The following is a 20808-nucleotide window of genomic DNA, read 5'->3' on the forward strand; positions in this document are numbered from 1 at the left end:
CGGTCTCGTCCGGCTTTATGAGTGACTTGTTACGTATCAGCGTTTCTTGCATTCGGCGTGACCCCGCCATGCCTTTCCGCGGCCTGTACGAGTTCGGTGAGCATTCCCCCGACGTCTTTGGGATGAAGAAAGGCGATCGAGGAGCCCAGGGAGCCGTGGCGCGGCTGCTTGTCGAGGAGGCGGACACCCCTGTCGTCGATCTTCTCCAGGGCCTGCACAACATCCGGGACGCCGAAGGCGACATGATGAACGCCTTCCCCGCGCTTCGCGAGGAATTTACCGACCGGCGTGTCGGGGCCGAGCGGTTCGAGGAGCTGGATATAAGATCCACCGCCCTCGCCGTCGGCGATGTGCAGCATGGCCTCCTTCACTCCCTGCTCGGTGTTCACCTCGCGGGCCACCACCTTGAGCTCGAAGATCCGCTCGAACAAAGCGATCTTCTCCTCAAGGTCGTGGCAGGCGATTCCCACATGATCGATGCGCATGAACATAGGGACATCCTCCATGGCGATCGCTGATGTACTCATGGGTATGGTGGCAAAGTCGCCCCAAGCCCGCCAGGGAGGCTCCACTTATGTCTGGTTCCGTCATCGTCGCCGGAGCTCGCACACCCATCGGAAGACTGCTCGGCTCGCTGTCCGGCCTGTCGGCCGCCGAGCTGGGCGGCATCGCCATCAAGGCCGCGCTGGAGCGTTCCGGCGTCGCCCCCGAGGCCGTACAGTACGTGATCATGGGGCAGGTGCTCCAGGCGGGTGCCGGTCAGATCCCCTCCCGCCAGGCCGCCGTCAAGGCGGGCGTCCCGATGACCGTGCCCTCCCTGACCATCAACAAGGTCTGTCTCTCGGGCCTGGACGCCATCGCCCTGGCCGACCAGCTCATCCGCGCCGGCGAGTTCGACATCGTGGTCGCGGGCGGCATGGAGTCCATGTCGAACGCCCCGCACCTGCTGCCCGGCCTGCGCAGGGGCGTGAAGTACGGCTCCGCCGGCATCGTCGACTCGATGGCCTTCGACGGCCTCACCGACGCCTACGACCAGGTGGCCATGGGCGAGTCCACCGAGCGGCACAACGCGCGCCTCGGCCTCACCCGCGAGGAGCAGGACGCGTACTCCGCCCGCTCCCACGAGCTCGCCGCCGCCGCGATCAAGAACGGGACGCTCGACGACGAGATCGTGCCGGTGGCGATCCCGCAGCGCAGGGGCGAGCCGGTGGTCTTCTCCGCCGACGAGGGCGTGCGCGGCGACACCACCGCCGAGATCCTGTCGCGGCTGCGGCCCGCGTTCACCAAGGACGGCACGATCACCGCGGGGTCGGCCTCGCAGATCTCCGACGGCGCCTGCGCGGTGGTCGTGATGTCCAAGGCCAGGGCCGAGGAGCTCGGCCTCGACTGGCTGGCCGAGATCGGCGCCCACGGCAACGTCGCGGGCCCCGACAACTCGCTCCAGTCCCAGCCCGCCAACGCGATCAAGCACGCCCTCGGCAAGCAGGGCCTCTCGGCCGGCGACCTGGACCTGCTGGAGATCAACGAGGCCTTCGCGCAGGTCGTCCTCCAGTCGGCCAAGGAGCTCGGCGTCTCCCTCGACAGGATCAACGTCAACGGCGGCGGCATCGCCCTCGGCCACCCGATCGGCGCCTCCGGCGCCCGCATCGTGCTCACCCTCGCCCACGAGCTCAGGCGCAGGGGCGGCGGCCTCGGCGCGGCCGGTCTCTGCGGCGGTGGCGGGCAGGGCGACGCCCTGATCATCCGCGTTCCCTCGGCATGACCGCGGAGGTCTCCGACCTGGTCGCGATGGCCAGGGAGGGAAGGCCGCGGGCGGTGGCCCGGCTGATCTCCATGGTCGAGAACGGCTCCCCGCGGCTGCGGGAGATCACCGGCCTGCTCTGCGCGGACCGGCCGCACCGGGCCCGGGTCATCGGGCTCACCGGCTCTCCGGGCGTCGGCAAGTCCACCTCGACCGGGATGCTGGTCCACGCGTTCCGCAAGCGGGGCATGAGGGTCGGCGTGCTCGCCGTCGACCCTTCCTCGCCGTTCACCGGCGGGGCGTTGCTGGGCGACCGGGTCCGGATGCAGGACCACGCCACCGACCCGGACGTGTTCATCAGGTCGATGGCGAGCCGGGGGCACCTGGGCGGGCTGTCGTGGGCCACGCCCCAGGCGCTGCGCGTCCTGGAGGCGGCCGGCTGCGAGGTCATCCTCGTCGAGACCGTCGGGGTCGGCCAGGCGGAGGTGGACATCGCCTCGCTGGCCGACACCACCGTCGTACTGCTCGCCCCCGGGATGGGCGACGGCATTCAGGCGGCCAAGGCGGGCATCCTGGAGATCGCCGACGTGTTCGTGGTGAACAAGGCCGACCGTGAGGGCGCCCAGGCCACTGTCCGCGAGCTCCGCAACATGATCGCCCTGGTCGAGCGGCCCTGGAAGCCGCCGATCGTGCAGACCGTGGCCTACCGGGGCGAGGGAGGCGAGGAGGTGGTCGACGCCCTTGGCGACCACCTGGCCTATCTGGAGGCGTCGGGCGAGCTCGTCCGCCGCCGCCACGCCAGGGCGAGGGACGAGATCGAGGCGATCGCCCTCACCACCCTGCGCTCCCGCTTCGCCCACCTGCATGGCGACCGGCGCCTCGACGCCCTCGCCACCCGCGTCCTGGACGCGGGACTCGACCCCTACACCGCGGCGGACGAACTCCTGGCCGCCGTGGGCTGAGCGAGGCGCGCCCCCGGTGCCCGAGCCGTGCGTTCGGGCACCGGGGCTCAGGTCTCGTCGGCGAACTTGACGGTGACCTTCTCGAAGCCGAGCCCCTTCAGCAGGCCCTCAAGCATGATCTTGGTGTTCTGGTCGGCCCGGTTGCGCAGGTCGCTGGCCTGGGCGGCCTCGGCGATCTTCTTCTCGGCCAGCATGTAGAGCTCCCGCTGGTCACCGGGGGAGGAGGACAGCAGGTCCTCGACCCGGTCGAAGAGACCGCGTTGCTGGGCGTAGACGTAGGAGCGCTTGTTGTCGAGGTTCGGCTTCTCCAACTGGGCGCGGGGCAGCCTCACCGTGACCTCGGTGCGGTCGGGGGAGACCGTGAGCGCGTTGCCGGCGATGCCGCCGAAGTCGACGTAGGCGTCGACGCCGCCGGCGCCGACGAAGAGCGTCCGGCTGCCCTTGACCGCGTCGGGCAGGAAGGCCGCGTCCTTCTCCAGGTCCACCACGACCTGGAAGTTGCCGGTGGCGGCCTCGAAGCGGCTGAGGTTGTGGATGGACTCCAGCAGCACGGGCTGGCTGCGGTCGACCGTCTCCTCACCGAACGGGTTCAGCCACGACCAGGTGAGGCGGGCGCCCACGACAAGGAGGACCACGACGACGAGCAGCCCGGCGAGGAAACGCCAGCCGCGCCCGCGACGGGCCGTCGGGGGCGCCGCGGGCGGAGCTTCTTGGGAGGCTTTCACAGCGCTCTCCTTCCCCGGACGGTGACCTTCTCACGCGGAGCCTATGCCGATCTTCCTACCCCCGTGGCGACGGGAGCGCACCGCCTTCGGCGAAGGGGAGGCGCCAGGGGCCGCCCGGGGTGCTCGCTTCCGGGGACGGGGATCCGCCGGGTGCCTGGTGGACGGTGCCGGGCCGGGGCTCGGGGCCGGTCGAGGCGCCCCCCGCGCCCTGCCCGGTCTGCCCTGTCTGAGAGGTCTGTCCTGCCTGACCCCCGAAGTGAGTGCTTTGTAGCCGGCAGCCGGTGAAGTCGGCGTAGTAGAGCCGGAGCCAGTCGCGCCGCTGGACGTCCGTGAGACCGGAGAACCACGCCGCGGCGTACCGATGCTCCGGGAGCGGCCCGCCGGGCAGCGGCTCGCCGCGCAGCCACGCGGCCACGATGTCGCGGTAGCCCTCCGCGGGGGTGGCGTCGCACCGGGCGGCGAGGCCGTCGACGAACTCGTCGGCCGCCTTCTCGGCGAACCCGGCCGCCAGGTCGTCGACGTGGATCGCGATCACGCCCGCGGCGACCGGGGTGGTGTCGCGCCGGGGGTGCTGCTCCACCCGGGAGAACTCCCCGGGCGTCCCCGCCAGCCGAGACGCGATCTTGATGAACTCCGAGCTCAGCTCGGGCAGCCCGGCGCGCATTCCCGGGTGCACGCAGACCATGATCGGCCACTCCTGGCAGCTGTAGACGACCTGCTGGGCCGAGACCGGCTGCTGCTCGGTGAACAGCCTGGCCATGCCGGTCCCCGCGGCCAGCACCGCGATCAGTGCGGCGGCCAGCACCAGGGCCTGACGGGTCACGACCGCCGCCCAGCCGAGCAGCAGCGCCGAGCTGATCCCCACCAGCCAGAGCGTCTGGTCGGTGAACGCCGCCGCGTTCAGCCCCTGGAACGGGTCGTACGGCTCCCGCGTCGCGGGGGCGAGCCGGTCTCCCCAGGCCGGCCCCTGGCACAACCAGGTGAACAGGCTGTAGCAGCCGAGCCCGGCCAGGACCGGGGTGATCGTCCACGGCAGCAGCCAGCCGATCACCCAGCCGATGACGACGTACAGCGCCAGCCCGGCCGCGCCCATCACCAGGCCGCTGGGCAGCAGCCGCCCGGCCTGCTCCGTGATCATGGTTCTCACCGCCAGGACCACGACGGTGGCGGTGAACGCGCCTCCCGTCACCACCAGGATCGCGAGCGGCGCTCGTACCGCCTGCCACGGGGTCATCGACCGCCCGCGTGTCCCGCGCCGCCTGCGTACCGCCACCCAGGCGGCGAACGCGGCCGCCACCGGGCCGGTGAGCCGGAGCGAGCCGATCACCGCGACGACGATGTTCTCCCACGCGCTGACACCGGGAACCAGGACGCTCCACGCCGCGACCACCCCGAGCACGAGCAGGATGGCGACGACCATCAACCCGCTCTGCTGGAGTTCCTCGCGTGAAACGCCCCTGTGCTCACGCACCGGCCGGCGTGGTGGGAACCCACGCCGCGTCGGTGTAGCCGAAGCCTGCCCGGCGTTCGAACGCCGTCGAATTGTCGTTCATCAAGCACCCCCCGTGCCGTGAATGTGCGGACGCCGGTCCCCTCGGCACCGGTCCGGCTCGCGTCCCCCGCAGGCCGGACTGAGTCATCGTGGCCACTTGGCCACGGCCTCACCATTCGATGTGGGAACCATAACGGAGCGTGACGTTTGGCGTCCGGCTTCTTGGCCAAGCCATCAGTCCGGTGACTCTACGTATATGGGCGAATCGGGATGAGGCCGCGCTACCGTAGCCCTGTGGTTACAGGTCAGCTGAATCTCCCGTTTGACCCCATCGAACGTGCCGCGGAGACGTGGCGCGTTCACTTCGGGCCCTCCTCGGCCATGGCCGCCGTCACATCGATCATGAGAGCGCACCAGATCCTGCTGTCGCAACTGGACACGCTGCTCAAACCGCATGACTTGACCTTCGCCCGCTACGAGGCGCTGGTGCTGCTGACCTTCAGCAAGGCGGGGGCGCTCCCGCTCTCCAAGATCGGCGAGCGTCTGATGGTCCATCCCACGAGCGTGACCAACACCGTGGGCCGTCTGGAACGTGCCGGTCTGGTGCTGCGCATGCCCAACCCCCGCGACGGCCGGGGCGTGCTCGCCGAGATCACCGACCGGGGCCGCGAGACCGTCCGCGCGGCGACCGCCGACCTGATGGAGGCCGACTTCGCCATGCCCATGTACGACGAGGCGAAGCTGGGGCAGATGTTCGACCTGTTCAGAACCCTCCGCGTGGCCGCCGGCGACTTCCGGCACTGACGGAGGCGCCTCGCGTCGCGGCCCCCTGGCCGGGCTCGGGGAAATCCCGGCCCCGCCGACGGAGGCCACTCCCGATCCTCCCTGTCCAGCCCTGCCTGTCCAGCCCTGCCCGGCCTTGTGCCCGGCTTCGTGTCTGGTCAAGAATTAGTAGGACATCCTAGTATCTGCATGAGGCCACAAGCCGGATAAGAAGCCACATGCCGTACAAGGGGGTTGGCCATGGACGCTGAGCGGGTCGAGGCGGGGCGGGCACGCTGGCAGGCGCGGTTCGACGGGGCGCGCAAGCGCGAGGCGGAGTTCCGCACCCTCTCGGGGATCGACGTGGAGCCGGTCTACGGGCCCGAGGGCGCCGACGCGCGCATGGAGCGCATCGGCTGGCCGGGTGAGTACCCGTTCACGCGCGGCCTGCACCCCACCGGCTACCGGGGCAAGGCGTGGACCATCCGGCAGTTCGCCGGGTTCGGCAACGCCAGGCAGACCAACGAGCGCTACAAGATGATCCTCGGCGCGGGTGGCGGCGGGCTGAGCGTCGCCTTCGACATGCCGACGCTGATGGGCCGCGACTCGGACGACCCGCGCTCGCTCGGCGAGGTCGGCCACTGCGGCGTGGCGATCGACTCCGCGCTGGACATGGACCTGCTCTTCGACGGCATCCCGCTCGGCGACACCACCACCTCGATGACGATCAGCGGCCCGGCCGTCCCGATCTTCTGCATGTACGTCGTCGCCGCCGAACGGCAGGGGGTGCCCGTGGGGAAGCTCAACGGCACCCTGCAGACCGACATCTTCAAGGAGTACATCGCGCAGAAGGAGTGGCTGTTCGCCCCTGAGCCGCACCTGCGGCTGATCGGCGACCTGATGGAGTTCTGCGCCGCCGAGATCCCCGCGTACAAGCCGCTCAGCGTGTCCGGCTACCACATCCGCGAGGCCGGGTCCACGGCCGCCCAGGAGCTCGCCTTCACGCTGGCCGACGGGTTCGGCTACGTGGAGCTGGGCCTGTCGCGCGGCCTGGACGTCGACGTCTTCGCCCCCGGCCTGTCCTTCTTCTTCGACGCCCACATCGACTTCTTCGAGGAGATCGCGAAGTTCAGGGCCGCCCGGCGGATCTGGGCGCGGTGGCTGCGCGACGTCTACGGCGCGAAGACCGACAAGGCCCAGTGGCTGCGCTTCCACACCCAGACGGCCGGGGTTTCGCTGACCGCGCAGCAGCCGTACAACAACGTGGTGCGGACCGCGGTCGAGGCGCTCGCGGCGGTGCTCGGCGGTACCAACTCGCTGCACACCAACGCGCTCGACGAGGTCCTCGCGCTGCCCTCCGAGAAGGCGGCGGAGATCGCGCTGCGCACCCAGCAGGTGCTCATGGAGGAGACCGAGATCGTCAACGTCGCCGACCCGCTCGGCGGGTCCTGGTACGTGGAGGCGCTGACCGACCGGCTGGAGGCCGAGGCCGAGGCGATCTTCACGAGGATCAGGGACATGGGCTCGGACGGCACGATGACCTCGGGCATCCTGCGCGGCATCGAGGACGGCTGGTTCATGTCCGAGATCGCCGAGGCGGCCTTCGACTACCAGCGCAAGCTGGAGAAGGGCGAGAAGCGGATCGTCGGGGTGAACTGCCACACGGCCTCCATCGACGAGCCGCTGGAGATCCTCCGGGTCAGCCACGAGGTCGAGCGCGAGCAGAACCGCGTGCTGGCCGAGCGCCGCGCCACCCGCGACCAGACGGCAGTGGACGCCGCCCTGGCCGCGATGGTGCGGGCCGCCCGGGGCGAGGGCAACATGATCCCGGCCATGCTCGACGCGGCCAGGGCCGAGGCCACGCTGGGCGAGATCTGCGACGCGCTGCGCGACGAATGGGGCGTCTACACCGAACCCGCTCGCTTCTAGCGATGACGCGTCGGGGCATCGACCGGGATACGGCAGGATTGGAGTCATGAGCCCAGCGGACTTCACTCGACCCGGATCGCTCTACGGCGCCGTCGACCTCGGCGCCCGCAAGCAGGCACTCGAGGCACAGGCGCGGCGGGAGACCACCGCGCAGGAAACCGGCGGTGTTCCGGCGCCGGTCATCGACGTCGACGACGCCAACTTCGCGACCGAGGTCGTCGAACGCTCCATGAACGGCCTCGTGCTGCTGGAGCTCACCGTCACCCGCGCCGAGCAGGCCAAGCAGTACAGCCAGCTGCTGGAGAAACTGGCCGCGGAGAACACCGGCCGGTGGGTCCTGGCCAGGGTCGACGTCGAGCTCAGCCCGCAGATCGCCCAGGCGCTCCGGGTGCAGAACGTGCCCGCCCTCTACGCGATCTTCCAGGGGCAGCCGGTGGCCGTCGTCCCGGGCATCGCCACCGAGCCGCAGCTGCGCGACTGGCTGTCGCAGCTGATGGAGGCGCTCGCCCAGTACCTCCCGCCTCCCGGCGAGGAGGCCGCCGGCGGGGAGGAGGAGCAGCAGCCGCAGGAGCCCCCGGTCGACCCGGACGTGCTCGCCGCCGAGCAGGCCATCGACGCCGGTGACCTCGACGGCGCCGTGGCCGCGTACGAGCGGCTGCTGGCCCGCTCACCGAACAACCAGGACGCCAAGCTGGGCCTGGCCGGCCTCGGCCTGATCCGCCGCACCCAGGACGTCGACCCGGCCGACCTGCAGGGCCGCCTGGCCGACCCCGCCGACGTCGAGGCCCAGCTCCTGGCCGCCGACTTCGAGATGCTCTCCGGCGAGGTCGACAAGGCCTTCGACCGGCTCGTCGACGTGGTGCGCCGCACCTCGGGCGCCGACCGCGACAGGGCCAGGGTGCACCTGCTCGGCCTGTTCGACACGCTCCCCGGCGACGACCCGTCCATCGGCAGGGCCCGCAGGAACCTGGCCAGCGCCCTGTTCTGAGCGTTCTGAGCGTTCCGAGCGTTCCGAGCGTTCTGGACGGTTCTCCGGGCGATCGGCGATCGGCGGTCCTGGCGCCCGGCTCACGGACCCGGCTCACGGCACGGACCGGGGCCGGGTGACACGGGGCGTGTCATGGGCGCATCCGATCGAGCGCGTCGTGACCGCATCTATATGCGCAGGTCCGCCGACCAGGGCGCGCACACTCGTCATGGGATGGCACGATGGGAGCCATCCCAACCAAAGTCAGTCGCAAAGGAGCGGATTGGCTGTGGCCACCGTGCCGAGTGTGTCGTACTCCATCACCGTGCGCCTGGAGGTGCCCGCCGGCGGCAATGCCGTCAGCCAGCTCACCCACGCCGTAGAGTCAGCCGGAGGTGTGGTCACCGCGCTCGACGTGACCACGGCCGGGCATGAGAAGCTGCGCATCGACGTCACCTGCGCCGCGCGTGACACCGACCACGCGCAGGCGATCGTCGACAAGCTGGAGGGCGTCGAGGGCGTCGTCATCCACAAGGTCTCGGACCGGACCTTCCTCATGCATCTCGGCGGCAAGATCGAGATGCGGTCGAAGGTGCCGCTGCGCAACCGTGACGAGCTCTCGATGGCCTACACCCCCGGCGTCGCCCGGGTCTCCATGGCCATCGCCCGCAACCCCGAGGACGCCCGCCGCCTCACCATCAAGCGCAACACCGTCGCCGTCGTCACCGACGGCTCGGCGGTGCTCGGCCTGGGCAACATCGGCCCGGCCGCCGCGCTCCCCGTCATGGAGGGCAAGGCCGCGCTGTTCAAGCGGTTCGCCGACATCGACGCCTGGCCGATCTGCCTGGACACCCAGGACGTCGACGAGATCGTGCGCACGGTGCAGATCATCGCCCCCGGCTTCGGCGGCATCAACCTCGAGGACATCTCGGCGCCGCGCTGCTTCGAGGTGGAGCGGCGGCTGCGCGACCTGCTGGACATCCCGGTCTTCCACGACGACCAGCACGGCACCGCGATCTGCGTGCTGGCCGCGCTCACGAACGCGCTGCGCGTGGTGGGCAAGGACCTGGGCGAGGTCCGCATCGCCCTCGCCGGCGCGGGCGCGGCCGGTACGGCGGTGCTGCGCCTGCTGCTCGCCGCGGGCGCCCGTAACATGGTCGTCTGCGACTACCTGGGCGCCGTGCACCGCGGCCGCCAGGACCTGGACGACTCGCTCCAGTGGATCGCCGACCACACCAACGCCGAGGGATACTCCGGCGACCTGCGCGGCGCGGTCAAGGGCGCCGACGTGTTCATCGGCGTCTCCGCGCCCGGCATCCTCAACGGCGACGACATCGCCTCGATGGCCAAGGACGCCGTGGTCTTCGCGCTCGCCAACCCCGAGCCCGAGGTCTCGCCCGACGACGCCCGCGAGTACGCCGCCGTGGTCGCCACCGGCCGCTCCGACTACCCGAACCAGATCAACAACGTGCTGGCCTTCCCCGGGGTCTTCCGCGGCCTGCTCGACGCCCAGGCCACCGTGGTCAGCCAGGAGATGCTGCTCGCCGCCGCCAAGGCGCTGGCCGCCGTGGTGACCGCCGAGGAGCTCGGCCCCAACTACATCGTCCCCAGCGTGTTCCACCCGGACGTGTCGGGCGCCGTCGCGGCGGCCGTGCGCGAGTCGGCCGGTGGCCGGGCCCGTACGGGCATGACGGAGGCATGACGGAGGCATGACGAGGCCCTGAGACCCGCAAGGTCCCCGCGCCGCGCCCGCTTTACTCCGGCTTCGCTCCGTGGAGTGCCCTCGCGTGCGCGGCACGTGACGCCGTGTGAGGCCGAGTGAGGCCCGAACCATCGGAAGAGCGGGTGGAGCAGCGCGAAAGGGGGTTCACCCCTCATGATGGAGGTATGGCGGAGGCGATCTACGTCGGTGGGCTTCTGGTGGCGACCCCGCAACTGGAAGATCCCAACTTCCGGCGCAGCGTGGTCCTGGTGCTGGAGCACGACCTCGACGGCGGGACCCTGGGTGTGGTGCTCAACAGACCGAGTGACATCTCGGTGACCCAGGTGCTCCCCACCTGGGACACCATGGTCACCGGCCCGTCCGTGCTGTTCCAGGGCGGCCCCGTCCAGACGGACAGCGCGCTGGCGCTGGCCGCCGTCCCGAGCGGGCAGGAACCGCTCGGCTGGCGGAGGTTGCACGCGGGCACCGCGGCCGTCTCCAGGCTCGGCACCGTCGACCTCGACGCGCCGCCGGAGATCCTCGCCGGGGAGATCGCCCAGATGCGCATCTTCGCGGGGTACGCGGGGTGGTCGGCGGGCCAGCTGGAGAGCGAGATCGGCGAGGGCGCCTGGTACGTCGTGGAGGCGGAGCCCGGCGACACCTTCCACCACGAGCCCGAGTCGCTGTGGCGGGCGGTGCTCCGCAGGCAGCGGGGCGAGCTCGCCTACGTGGCCACCTGTCCCGACGACCCGTCGATGAACTAGCCCGGACGACCGCCCCTTCCGCGACCCGCCGGCCGCCGGTGCCCCGGGCACGGTGGTACGGGCATAAAATCGCCAGGGTGAGTACGAAGATTCTCCCTGAGAGCGACATCCGCCCGGACCTGTCGCACGGCGACGGCGACCACGAGCGCTTCGCCCACTACGTCGAGAAGAACAAGATCATGGAGAGCGCGCTGAGCGGGACCCCCGTCCGCGCGCTCTGCGGGAAGGTCTGGGTGCCGAACCGCGATCCCCAGAAGTTCCCGGTCTGCCCCGAGTGCAAGGAGATCTACTCAGGTCTGCCGAAGGGCGAAGACAGCAACAACGAGTGAGTGTTGCTCATGGGTGATCGCCACAGATGAGGTTACGGTCGGGATGCCGCCGGGGGGCGGCGAACGACCAGTGTCCGGGATCTGTCGGGGGAGTCCATGTTCGGGCGTGCGATCGCCGTTGTGTCCGCATGCCTGTTCACGATGGGCACCGCCCCTCCCGTTCCGGAGGTTCCGGCCGCTCCGACTGCTCCGGACGTTCCCGGCGGGACGGCCGCCGCGTCCGGGTCACCGGGGTGCGCCCACGCCTCCTCCCGGGTCTCCCGGGCCTCCCGGACCGCCCCCTTCGTGGCGGCGGAGCACGCGCCGGTGCCGCCTGTGTCGTCGATGCCGTCCGCGCCGTCACCCGCGCACGCCGACGGGCGGCGCGGGTCGAGCCCGCTCCCGCGCGTGCTCGCCATCACCGTGCCCACCTGGGTGCACGTCATCACCGACGGCCGCCTCGGCGCGCCCGACGTCGCGGTGCGCGCCCAGATCGCCACGCTCAACGCCGCCTACTCCGGGCAGTTCGGCGGCGCGGACACCGGGATCCGGTTCAGGCTGGACGGTGTCACCCGTACCGCCAACGCGGCCTGGTTCCGCGAGCCCGTCACCCACGAGCGGGCGATCAAACGGATGCGCAGGGGCGGGCCCGAGACCCTCAACCTCTATCTCGCCCAGCTCGGCGAGCTGGTGCTCGGCTACTCCACCTATCCGCACGGGTACGTCAAGGAGCCCGGCCTCGACGGCGTGGTCGTCGACTGGCGGAGCCTGCCCGGCGGGGCGATGCGCAACTTCGACCGGGGATACACCGGCGTCCACGAGATCGGGCACTGGCTCGGGCTGCTGCACACCTTCGAGAAGGGCTGCGAGCCGATGGGCGACAGCGTGGCCGACACCGAGCCCGAGGGGCAGCCCACCGAGGGCTGCCCGCTGATCAAGGACACGTGCAAGGGCGGCGGCCCCGACCCGGTCCACAACTTCATGGACTACTCCGACGACCGCTGCATGTCCGGGTTCACCCCTGGTCAGGCGGTCAGGATGCAGGAGATGTGGGCCGTTTACCGGGGGCGGGGAGCGGACACTACCCTTAACGGGTGACAGCACCGAAGACAGCCGACGCTCCATACGAATCCCCCCGGATCTTCGGTCCCGAATACCGGACCGCCTCCCTGGGCATCCTGCTCGTCGTCACGCTGATCGCCTTCGAGGGCATGTCCGTGAGCACGGTCATGCCCGCGGTCTCCGAGGACCTCGACGCCCTCGACCTGTACGGGGCGAGCCTCTCCGCCTTCCTCATCGCCTGCCTGCTCGCCAACGTCGTCGCCGGGCTGTGGTCCGACCGGCGGGGGCACGCCTGGCCGTTCCTGCTCGGCGTGGGGCTGTTCACGGCCGGTATGGCCATGGCCGGGGCGGCCGGGTCCAAGGAGCTGTTCATCGTCGCGCGGGTCGTGCAGGGCCTCGGCGGCGGCGCCGTCATCGTGGCGATCTACGTGATGATCGCGCGGGTCTACGTCCCGGCGACCAGGCCCCGGGTGTTCGCCGCGCTGTCGGCGGCCTGGGTGCTCCCCGCCGTCATCGGACCCGGCCTCACCGGGCTCATCGCCGAGACCGTCGGATGGAGGTGGGTCTTCTACGGCATCGTGCCGCTGGTCGTCCCCGCCCTCGTGATGCTCCTGCCCGCGTTGCGCATCGGCGGGCGCACCCCGGCGCCCACCCTCTCCACGGGCCCCCGCTCAAGACCGCTCGCGATGACCCTGGCCGCCACCGCCACGGCGTGCGGCGCCGGGATCCTGCTGTACGGGGTGAGCCACCTCCACGACACCCCGGCACCGGGCGGGATCGCCACCGTCGCGGGACTGGCCGCCCTCGCCGCGGGCCTGCCGAGGTTGCTGCCGCCCCGGGCCCTCAGGTTCGGCCGCGGCCTGCCCACCACGATCATGATGCGCGGGGTGCTCGCCTCGGCGTTCTTCGGGGTGAACGCCTTCATCCCGCTGTTCCTCACCAAGGTGCACGGCTTCTCCGTCGTCGAGGCCGGGGTCGCCCTCACCCTCGGGGCCCTGGGCTGGAGCAGCGGCTCCTACCTGCAGACCCGCCGCTCGTACGACAGGCCGCTGCTGGTGCGGATCGGCGCCGCGGCGATCACCACGGGCATCCTGATGACCCTGCTCGCCCTCGTGCCCGGGGTCGGCGGCTGGGTCACCGTGCCCGCCTGGGTCGTCGCCGGGTTCGGCATGGGGCTCGGCATGACCAGCGTCAACGTCACCGCGATGCACCAGTCGCCCGACGCCGAGCAGGGCGCCAACTCCGCCGCGCTCCAGGTCGTCGACACCCTGGGCAGCGCGATCACCATCGGCGTCGGCGGGGGCCTGGTCAACCTGATCGGCCACGCCGACATCGCCACCGGCTACGCCACGATCGTCGTGCTGATGGCCTGCATCGGGCTCTTCGGGGTCATCGTGGCTCGGCGTATGAGGGACATCCCATGACTCATTGGTCACTCCCGTAACAGTGATCACCCATAGCCAGGTCACGCCGCGGGATGCGTGGTAGGACGGTAGGACCGTCACCGCCGGGAGGAGGTCCCGTGCACGAACGACCTCGCCGGTCGGACCCGCCCGACGAGTCCGGCCGTGGCGGTGGGCGCCGGTCCCGGCGGGCCCGCAGGGCCGCGCGGGCCGCCGGGAACGAGGTGTGGCCGCCCTCGGATCCGGACCTCGACGACGAGCGCCGTCCCTGGCCGGCGCCCGAGGACGACGAGTACCGTCCCTGGCCGCCGCCGGAGGACGAACCGCCCGACGCCCGCTCCAGCCTTACGTGGCCTCCCCGCATCCCCGAGCCCGGTGACGACCTCCCGCCCTCGGCCCGCTGGTACGGCACGCCCATCGCGCCTCCCGAGCGGCGTCCGGGGCGCCTGAGGCGCGTGCTGCTCGTACTGCTCGCCCTCGCGGTGGGGGGAGGCGTCATCGCCGGGGTGGTCGTGCTGTCGCTGCGGGCGCTGCCCACCCCGCCGCCGGGACGGGTGACCGATCCGGTCGCGGGGGTCAGCTACCCGCTGCCCGAGCGCTGGCTCGCCGGTACGGTGCCACCGGTCACGGACTTCACCTCGGCCGCGGGCGACGGCGTCAACACGACCGTGATGGTCATGCCCGCGGAGCCGGTGACCGACGTGCGCGCCGCCACCACCGAGCTCAGCGACCTGTACGCGCGGCTCCTGCTCCACGGCGACGAGGTGAAGGTCGTGGACGACACGGAGATCACCGTGGGGGTACGAACCGGGCACACCCGCTCCCTGCGCGCGGAGTACCTGGACGTGGTGAACCGGCCTGCGTACCTGCGGGTGGTCTTCCTCGCGGGGGCCGGGACGCGCCCGGTGGTCGTGGTCGCGATGACCCAGCCGGACGACCCCGTGTCGAGGGCCGAGATCGACACGGTGATCGCGGGCCTGCGCTGAGGGAGGCCGGGGCCGCGGGCCCGCGGTTTCCGGCTTCGCTCACCGCTACCACGGGGAGACGACCTTGGCGAGGATGTCGGCGGATCGGCACGTCTTGTCGGCGGCGCAGATTACCCTGGGGACACTGTGAGCACTTTCGCCGCATCCCACCTCTCGCCCTCATATCCGGACCGTGCCGCCTGGGGCACCGCGCCGAAGCTTCGCGCGTGGCAGCAGGAGGCCTTTGACCTGTACTCCAGCCGTGAGCCGCGCGACTTCCTCGCGGTCGCCACACCGGGTGCGGGCAAGACGACCTTCGCGCTCCGCATCGCCAGCGACCTCCTGTCACGAGGGATCATCCGGGCTGTGACGATCGTCACACCGACGGAGCACCTCAAGCAGCAGTGGGCGGACGCCGCGAGCAAGGTCGGCATCGCGATCGACCCCGAGTTCAAGAACAGTCAGGGCGCCACCTCCCGCGACTACCTCGGGGTGGCCATCACCTACGCCCAGGTGTCCATGCACCCGGCACTGCACCGCGCCCGCACCGAGGCCCGCAAGACGCTCGTGATCTTCGACGAGATCCACCACGCGGGCGACGCGAAGTCCTGGGGCGACGGCGTGCGGGAGGCGTTCGAGCCGGCCGCCAGGCGCCTCGCCCTGACCGGCACCCCCTTCAGGTCCGACGTCAACCCGATCCCCTTCGTCACCTACGCCGAGGACGGCGACGGGGTCCGGCGCAGCGTCTCCGACTACTCCTACGGATACGGCCCGGCGCTCGCCGACGGCGTCGTCCGGCCGGTCATCTTCCTCGCCTACGCCGGTGAGATGCGCTGGCGGACCCGCGCGGGCGACGAGATCGCCGCGACCCTCGGCACCCCCCTCACCAAGGACCAGCTCGGCCAGGCATGGAGGGCCGCGCTCGACCCGAAGGGCGAGTGGATCCGCCAGGTCCTCCGGGCGGCCGACCGGCGCCTGACCGAGGTGCGCAGGGGCGTGCCCGACGCCGGAGCCCTGGTCATCGCGACCGACCACGAGACCGCCCGCGCCTACGCCCGCCACATCCGGACCATCACCGGGGAGGGCGCCACGGTCGTGCTCTCCGACGACCCCACGGCGTCCAAGAAGATCAAGGAGTTCTCCGCCTCCGAGCAGCGCTGGCTGGTCGCGGTCCGGATGGTCTCCGAAGGGGTCGACATCCCGCGCCTGGCCGTCGGCGTCTACGCGACGAGCATCTCGACGCCGCTGTTCTTCGCCCAGGCCGTCGGCCGCTTCGTCCGCGCCCGCAAGCGGGGCGAGACCGCGTCCGTCTTCGTGCCCTCCGTGCCGACCCTGATGGGCCTCGCGGGGGAGATGGAGGCCGAGCGCGACCACGTGCTCGACCGCAAGCCCCCCGAGGAGGGGCTGGACGACTTCCTCCTGGAGGACGCCCAGCGCAAGAAGGACAACCCCGACGTCGTGGGCGACGAGCTGCCGTTCGAGACCCTGGAGGCGGTCGCCACCTTCGACCGGGTCCTCTTCGACGGCGGCGAGTTCGGCAGCGCCGCGGAGACCGGCTCCCCCGAGGAGGAGGACTTCCTCGGTCTGCCCGGCCTGCTGGAGCCCGACCAGGTCCGCACCCTGCTGAGCAAGCGCCAGTCCGACCAGCTGAAGGCGAGGCGCAACAAGCCCGAGCCCAAGGAGCCGCAGCTCGCCCCGCACGAGCTGATCGCCAACCTCCGCAAGGAGCTCAACGGTCTCGTCGGCGCCTGGAACCACCGCACCGGCCAGCCCCACGGCGTCATCCACGCCGAGCTCCGCAGGGCCTGCGGCGGGCCCGCCATCGCGCAGGCCTCCGCCGAGCAGATCCAGGAGCGGATCGACAAGATCCGCCACTGGGCCACCCAGCGCTCCCACTGACCGGATCGCCGGCTAGCGCTCGGGTCACTGGATACCGGCCGGGTCGCCGGATACCGATCGGGTCACCGGGTCGGGCGGATTCCCGCCCGACCCGGGTGCTCCCTCGCCTGATCCGGTCATCGGGCCGGGTGATCCACGGCGGCTCCGGCCGACGGGTCGAACGGTCCCCGCCGGTCCCGTCGCCGAGCCGGGGTCTCCTTCGAGACTTCGATTTCGATCACCTGACCGGTGGCCCGGCGGTCCCGCCGGGCGGGATCACCGGAGCGTGGACGGTTCCCCCGGCACGCGCCCCGGCCGGATGAGGGCGATCGGCCTGCCGGTCCGCCCGTCGATAGCCCTGAACGCCCCCGTGTCGCGCACCGGCGCCGTGAGCGGCACCTCCAGGGAGGCCACGCCACCGGCGACGCTCACGGGCCACGTGGTGGCGCCGGACGCGCGGCTCCCCGCCTCGCCCTCGCGCATCCACACCTTGATCGTGCGCTTCCTGTGGTGCAGGACCACGGTCGCGGTGTCGCACTCGTCCGCCCTGGCCTTCCAGAAGAGCGTCACGCCGCGCGGCGCGCCCTGACGGCGAGCCAGTCGCACCCGCTCGGGAGCAGGCATCCGGCCGCGGCAGGAGGTACCCCGCGCGCCGGACGCGCCTCGCTCGCCCGGCTCCCCCCGGGTGAGCCGCTCGGCCCGTCCCGCCTTCGCTCCCCGGGTGTCCCGCGCGCCCCGCTGGGCCGTCCCGGGGAGCGGCGTCGGCGGCTGGAGCACCGGGGGCGAGGACTGGGGCCGGAGCTCGGGCCGGGCCGCCGTGGACAGAGTGGACAGGGAGGCGGCGATCGGAGTCCGCGCGGGAACCTGGACGACGGTGGTGGCCCAGATCGTGGCCGTCTCCAGCGCGACCAGCGACAGCACGCTCGTCAGCCGCACCAGTGTCCCTCCGCGAAACAGGTTCCACAGGCACAGCGGGGTCAGGATCAGCCAGGAGACGCCGAGCACGAACATATGAGGTCACCACCGGTAGTAAGAAGTATCAACTCCCCGTGATACTCCTGTCGCAACCGGTGATGGTTCTGTTTGCCCATCCATGCCGATCCGGTAATCGTTCGGATGCTCAGAGTGGTCGTCGTTGGTAACGTGTCGCGGTAACCATCCCGGGCCCTCCGCCGGGTTCCCCCTGCAACGCCCCCAAAGAGGACGAGTGTTGGCCGAGATGATCCGTACCGAGATCATGGAGTACGTGGCTCCGATGTTCGAGCAGATCATGGCGAGGATGGACACCCTCGCCACCAAGGAGGACGTGGCGAAGTGCGCCACGAAGGAGGACCTCGCCGAGGTCAAGCAGGAGGTCGCCGAGCTTCGGCTCGACGTGGCGAAGTGCGCGACCAAGGAAGAACTGGCCGAGGTCAAGCAGGAGGTCGCGGAGCTTCGGCTCGACGTGGCGAAGTGCGCCACGAAGGAAGAGCTCGCCGAGGTCAAGCAGGAGGTGGTCGAGGTCAAGCAGGACCTCGCCGAGGTCAAGCAGGACCTCGCTGAGGTCAAGCAGGAGGTCGCTGAGGTCAAGCAGGAGGTCGCCGAGCTTCGGCTCGACGTGGCGAAGTGCGCGACCAAGGAAGAGCTCGCCGAGGTCAAGCGGGATGTGGCTGAGGTGAAGGAGGATCTCGCCGGGGTGAAGCGGGATGTGGCTGAGGTGAAGGAGGATCTCGCCGGGGTGAAGCGGGATGTGGCTGAGGTGAAGGAGGATCTCGCCGGGGTGAAGCGGGACGTCGTGGTCCTGGCGGAGGACATGGTCGGGGTCAAGCGCGACATGAAGGCCATGGCGTGTGACATCGGCGAGTTGAAGGAGAACTACAGGACCATGGACGGGAAGCTCGACCGGATGATCCTTTTTCTGGGGATGCCGCAGGGCTGAGAAGACCGTCAGGCCGGGCGGACCACGGGAGTGCCCGTGAGGCGGGCCCCGGCGGAGCCGAGTTCGGCGAGGGCGGCCTCGGTGGTCGGGGCGGACACCCCGGCCGTGAGGTCGAGCAGAACCTGGACGGAGAGGCCGTGCGCGACCGCGTCCAGGGCGGTGGCCCGCACGCAGTGGTCGGTGGCGATGCCGACGACGTCCACCGTGTCCACGCGGCGCTCGCCGAGCCAGTCGGCCAGGCTCGTGCCGTCGGCGGTGACGCCCTCGAAGCCGCTGTAGGCGCCGCTGTGGGCGCCCTTGCTGAACACCTCCTCGACGCGCCCGGTGTCGAAGGCGGGGTGGAATTCGGAGCCCGGTGTCCCGGCGACGCAGTGGACGGGCCAGGTGGTCACGTAGTCGGGTTCGGCGGCGAAGTGGGAGCCGGGGTCGACGTGATGGTCGCGGGTGGCCACGACGTGGTCGTAGCCGTGTGAGGCGGCGTGCAGGGAGATGGCGGCGGCCACCTCGGCGCCGCCGCCGACCGGAAGGCTGCCGCCCTCGCAGAAGTCGTTCTGGACGTCGACGATGATGAGTGCGGTTGGCATGCGGTCAGTCAAACACGGTGGGGATCGCGGCGTAGCCCCGGGACAGCTGGTAGGCGTTCGAGGGCAGCTCGGCGACGGCCTCGCGGTGCCGGACACGGGCCGCGTCCAGCTTCTCGCGGCCGACGATCTCCCCCTCCCTGACCAGCGGGACCTGCAGCGGGCGGGCGCCCGAGGGGGTCTGGCCCGAGACGGTGACCAACTCGGTGACCGCCGTGCCGTCGGCGTCGAGCTCGCGGAAGGCGTCCTTGCGCCCGCCCCGGCTGGGCTTGCCCACCGAATTCTTGGCCACCGGCCGCATGACCCCTTCGGCGTCCTCGCGGGCGACGAGCTTGTAGACCAGGGCGGCGGTGGGCGAGCCGGAGCCGGTGACCAGGGACGTGCCGACGCCGTAGCCGTCCACGGGGGCGGCGGCGAGCGCGGCGATGGCGTACTCGTCGAGGTCGCTGGTGACGATGATCCGGGTCTTGTGGGCGCCGAGCGCGTCGAGCTGCTCGCGGACCTCGTGGGCGACCTGGCCGAGGTCGCCGGAGTCGAGGCGGACCGCTCCAAGAGAGGGCCCGGCGAGCTCCACCGCGGTCCGTACGGCCTGGGCGACGTCGTAGGTGTCCACGAGCAGCGTGGTGCCGGGGCCGAGAGAGGCGATCTGGGCCTGGAAGGCCTGGTCCTCGGAGTCGTGGAGCAGGGTGAACGCGTGGGCCGCGGTCCCGGCGGTCGGGATGCCGTACTCGCGGCCGGCCATGAGGTTGGAGGTGGAGGAGAACCCGCAGAGGTAGGCGGCCCGCGCCGCGGCCACGGCGGCCGCCTCGTGGGTGCGCCGCGAGCCCATCTCGATGAGGGGCCTCGCCCCGGCCGCGCGGATCATGCGTGTGGCGGCGGTGGCGATCGCGCAGTCGTGGTTGAGGATCGACAGGATCACGGTCTCCAGCAGTACGGCCTCGGCGAACGTGCCCTCCACCGTCATGATCGGGGACCCGGGGAAGTAGCACTCGCCCTCGGCGTAGCCGTCCACGCTCCCGGAGAACCGGTATCCCGCGAGGAACTCCAGGGTGGGCTCGTCGACCACCTCGTTGTCCCGCAGGAACGCCAGGGACTCCTCCTCGAAGCGGAAGGACTCCAGCGCGTCCAGGACCCGGCCGGTGCCCGCCACGACCCCGTAGCGCCGCCCGCCGGGCAGCTGGCGCGCGAACACCTCGAAAACCGCCCGTCTGGAGGCGGCCCCGCTTCTCAGCGCCGCCTCCAGCATCGTCAGCTCATAGTGATCGGTAAGCAACGCGGTGCTCATGCTCTTTGTCACGAGTCGAAGACTAAGCCCGGGGTAGGGCAGACTGGTGAATGTGGGTAGCACCGCTCCAACGGAGGTCGAGCGTCCGTCAATCGACGTAAGGCCCGATCTGCCATGGTTGACGATCGTCTGGAACGACCCGGTCAACCTGATGTCCTATGTGACGTACGTCTTCCAGTCCGTTTTCGGATATTCCAAGGAGAAGGCGGAGAAGCTGATGCTCGACGTGCACCACAAGGGCAAGGCCGTGGTCTCCAGCGGCACCCGCGAGGAGATGGAGCGCGACGCGCAGATCATGCACTCGTACGGGCTGTGGGCCACTGTCCAGCGGGATTCGTGAGCGCGCGGGCGGCCCGGCGCCCGT

At 71.0% G+C, this 20808-nt stretch carries 20 protein-coding genes; 14 read left to right on the forward strand and 6 right to left on the reverse strand.

The annotated features are described in order from the left end of the window. Positions 1 to 29 precede the first annotated feature (29 nt). A complete protein-coding gene (mce, locus tag ACFFRH_RS08990; RefSeq protein ID WP_386155522.1) occupies positions 30 to 491 on the reverse strand; it encodes a methylmalonyl-CoA epimerase in 462 nt (153 codons plus the stop codon). An 83-nt stretch (positions 492 to 574) separates the two neighbouring features. On the opposite strand from mce, the gene ACFFRH_RS08995 reads away from it, so the two are divergent. Next, complete coding sequence (locus ACFFRH_RS08995) at positions 575 to 1762, forward strand: acetyl-CoA C-acetyltransferase (RefSeq protein ID WP_386155524.1); 1188 nt, start codon at positions 575 to 577, stop codon at positions 1760 to 1762. After that, positions 1759 to 2703 (forward strand): methylmalonyl Co-A mutase-associated GTPase MeaB, encoded by a 945-nt coding sequence (meaB, locus tag ACFFRH_RS09000; RefSeq protein WP_386155526.1) that lies wholly within the window; start codon positions 1759 to 1761, stop codon positions 2701 to 2703. The genes ACFFRH_RS08995 and meaB overlap by 4 nt, the downstream gene beginning before the upstream one ends. A 47-nt stretch (positions 2704 to 2750) precedes the next feature. On the opposite strand, the gene ACFFRH_RS09005 is transcribed toward meaB, so the two are convergent. Together ACFFRH_RS09005 and ACFFRH_RS09010 are read right to left on the reverse strand one after the other, a co-directional pair. Next, positions 2751 to 3428: a DUF4230 domain-containing protein gene (locus ACFFRH_RS09005; protein WP_386155528.1), complete on the reverse strand. Its 678-nt coding sequence runs from the start codon at positions 3426 to 3428 to the stop codon at positions 2751 to 2753. Positions 3429 to 3483: 55 nt separating this feature from the next. Next, a complete protein-coding gene (locus tag ACFFRH_RS09010) occupies positions 3484 to 4899 on the reverse strand; it encodes a hypothetical protein (RefSeq protein ID WP_386155530.1) in 1416 nt (471 codons plus the stop codon). 291 nt (positions 4900 to 5190) lie between these two features. On the opposite strand from ACFFRH_RS09010, the gene ACFFRH_RS09015 reads away from it, so the two are divergent. From ACFFRH_RS09015 to ACFFRH_RS09060, 10 genes are all read left to right on the forward strand, one after another. Next, on the forward strand, positions 5191 to 5724 hold the full coding sequence (locus tag ACFFRH_RS09015; protein WP_386155532.1) for a MarR family winged helix-turn-helix transcriptional regulator: 534 nt from the start codon (positions 5191 to 5193) through the stop codon (positions 5722 to 5724). Between the two features lie 219 nt (positions 5725 to 5943). Continuing rightward, the gene (gene icmA, locus ACFFRH_RS09020; protein ID WP_386155534.1) at positions 5944 to 7611 is read left to right on the forward strand and encodes a coenzyme B12-dependent isobutyryl-CoA mutase large subunit; all 1668 of its coding nucleotides are present in this window, start codon (positions 5944 to 5946) and stop codon (positions 7609 to 7611) included. A gap of 46 nt (positions 7612 to 7657) precedes the next feature. Beyond that, positions 7658 to 8599: a tetratricopeptide repeat protein gene (locus ACFFRH_RS09025; protein WP_386155536.1), complete on the forward strand. Its 942-nt coding sequence runs from the start codon at positions 7658 to 7660 to the stop codon at positions 8597 to 8599. Between the two features lie 268 nt (positions 8600 to 8867). Next, entirely contained in the window at positions 8868 to 10280 is a 1413-nt protein-coding gene (locus ACFFRH_RS09030) for an NAD-dependent malic enzyme (RefSeq protein WP_350973689.1), read from the forward strand. Positions 10281 to 10465: 185 nt separating this feature from the next. Next, the gene (locus ACFFRH_RS09035) at positions 10466 to 11044 is read left to right on the forward strand and encodes a YqgE/AlgH family protein (protein WP_386155539.1); all 579 of its coding nucleotides are present in this window, start codon (positions 10466 to 10468) and stop codon (positions 11042 to 11044) included. 77 nt (positions 11045 to 11121) lie between these two features. Further along, complete coding sequence (locus ACFFRH_RS09040; RefSeq protein ID WP_386155541.1) at positions 11122 to 11373, forward strand: DUF3039 domain-containing protein; 252 nt, start codon at positions 11122 to 11124, stop codon at positions 11371 to 11373. Between the two features lie 306 nt (positions 11374 to 11679). Next, entirely contained in the window at positions 11680 to 12450 is a 771-nt protein-coding gene (locus ACFFRH_RS09045) for a zinc metalloprotease (protein ID WP_386155543.1), read from the forward strand. After that, entirely contained in the window at positions 12447 to 13838 is a 1392-nt protein-coding gene (locus tag ACFFRH_RS09050; RefSeq protein ID WP_386155545.1) for an MFS transporter, read from the forward strand. The genes ACFFRH_RS09045 and ACFFRH_RS09050 overlap by 4 nt, the downstream gene beginning before the upstream one ends. A 98-nt stretch (positions 13839 to 13936) precedes the next feature. Then, positions 13937 to 14803, forward strand: coding sequence for a hypothetical protein (locus tag ACFFRH_RS09055; protein WP_386155547.1), 867 nt, complete (start codon positions 13937 to 13939; stop codon positions 14801 to 14803). A gap of 126 nt (positions 14804 to 14929) precedes the next feature. Then, positions 14930 to 16681 (forward strand): DEAD/DEAH box helicase, encoded by a 1752-nt coding sequence (locus ACFFRH_RS09060; RefSeq protein ID WP_386155549.1) that lies wholly within the window; start codon positions 14930 to 14932, stop codon positions 16679 to 16681. 255 nt (positions 16682 to 16936) lie between these two features. Here the strand turns inward: ACFFRH_RS09060 and ACFFRH_RS09065 are convergent, their stop codons facing one another. Next, positions 16937 to 17671 carry a hypothetical protein gene (locus ACFFRH_RS09065; protein ID WP_386155551.1) on the reverse strand — a complete coding sequence of 245 codons (735 nt, stop codon included), beginning with the start codon at positions 17669 to 17671 and terminating at the stop codon, positions 16937 to 16939. A gap of 199 nt (positions 17672 to 17870) precedes the next feature. Between ACFFRH_RS09065 and ACFFRH_RS09070 the strand changes: the two genes are divergently transcribed. Next, complete coding sequence (locus tag ACFFRH_RS09070) at positions 17871 to 18578, forward strand: hypothetical protein (protein ID WP_386155553.1); 708 nt, start codon at positions 17871 to 17873, stop codon at positions 18576 to 18578. An 8-nt stretch (positions 18579 to 18586) separates the two neighbouring features. Here ACFFRH_RS09070 and ACFFRH_RS09075 read toward each other — a convergent pair whose 3' ends face one another. Both ACFFRH_RS09075 and ACFFRH_RS09080 read right to left on the reverse strand, forming a co-directional pair. Then, complete coding sequence (locus tag ACFFRH_RS09075; protein ID WP_386155555.1) at positions 18587 to 19162, reverse strand: nicotinamidase; 576 nt, start codon at positions 19160 to 19162, stop codon at positions 18587 to 18589. 4 nt (positions 19163 to 19166) lie between these two features. Further along, positions 19167 to 20444 (reverse strand): nicotinate phosphoribosyltransferase, encoded by a 1278-nt coding sequence (locus ACFFRH_RS09080; protein WP_386155719.1) that lies wholly within the window; start codon positions 20442 to 20444, stop codon positions 19167 to 19169. A gap of 52 nt (positions 20445 to 20496) precedes the next feature. On the opposite strand from ACFFRH_RS09080, the gene clpS reads away from it, so the two are divergent. Beyond that, positions 20497 to 20784 carry an ATP-dependent Clp protease adapter ClpS gene (clpS, locus tag ACFFRH_RS09085; protein WP_329091067.1) on the forward strand — a complete coding sequence of 96 codons (288 nt, stop codon included), beginning with the start codon at positions 20497 to 20499 and terminating at the stop codon, positions 20782 to 20784. Positions 20785 to 20808 lie beyond the last annotated feature (24 nt).

The organism is Streptosporangium vulgare (genome assembly GCF_042428775.1).
Classification (GTDB): Bacteria; Actinomycetota; Actinomycetes; order Streptosporangiales; family Streptosporangiaceae; genus Streptosporangium; species Streptosporangium vulgare.

Coding starts and splice junctions, on each gene's coding strand:
- ACFFRH_RS09075 (WP_386155555.1), bottom strand. CDS start 19,162: ATGCCAACCGCACTCATCATCGTCGACGTCCAGAACGACTTCTGCGAG.
- ACFFRH_RS08995 (WP_386155524.1), top strand. CDS start 575: ATGTCTGGTTCCGTCATCGTCGCCGGAGCTCGCACACCCATCGGAAGA.
- ACFFRH_RS09065 (WP_386155551.1), bottom strand. CDS start 17,671: ATGTTCGTGCTCGGCGTCTCCTGGCTGATCCTGACCCCGCTGTGCCTG.
- icmA (WP_386155534.1), top strand. CDS start 5,944: ATGGACGCTGAGCGGGTCGAGGCGGGGCGGGCACGCTGGCAGGCGCGG.
- mce (WP_386155522.1), bottom strand. CDS start 491: ATGTTCATGCGCATCGATCATGTGGGAATCGCCTGCCACGACCTTGAG.
- ACFFRH_RS09015 (WP_386155532.1), top strand. CDS start 5,191: ATGAGGCCGCGCTACCGTAGCCCTGTGGTTACAGGTCAGCTGAATCTC.
- ACFFRH_RS09080 (WP_386155719.1), bottom strand. CDS start 20,444: ATGAGCACCGCGTTGCTTACCGATCACTATGAGCTGACGATGCTGGAG.
- meaB (WP_386155526.1), top strand. CDS start 1,759: ATGACCGCGGAGGTCTCCGACCTGGTCGCGATGGCCAGGGAGGGAAGG.
- ACFFRH_RS09025 (WP_386155536.1), top strand. CDS start 7,658: ATGAGCCCAGCGGACTTCACTCGACCCGGATCGCTCTACGGCGCCGTC.
- ACFFRH_RS09035 (WP_386155539.1), top strand. CDS start 10,466: ATGGCGGAGGCGATCTACGTCGGTGGGCTTCTGGTGGCGACCCCGCAA.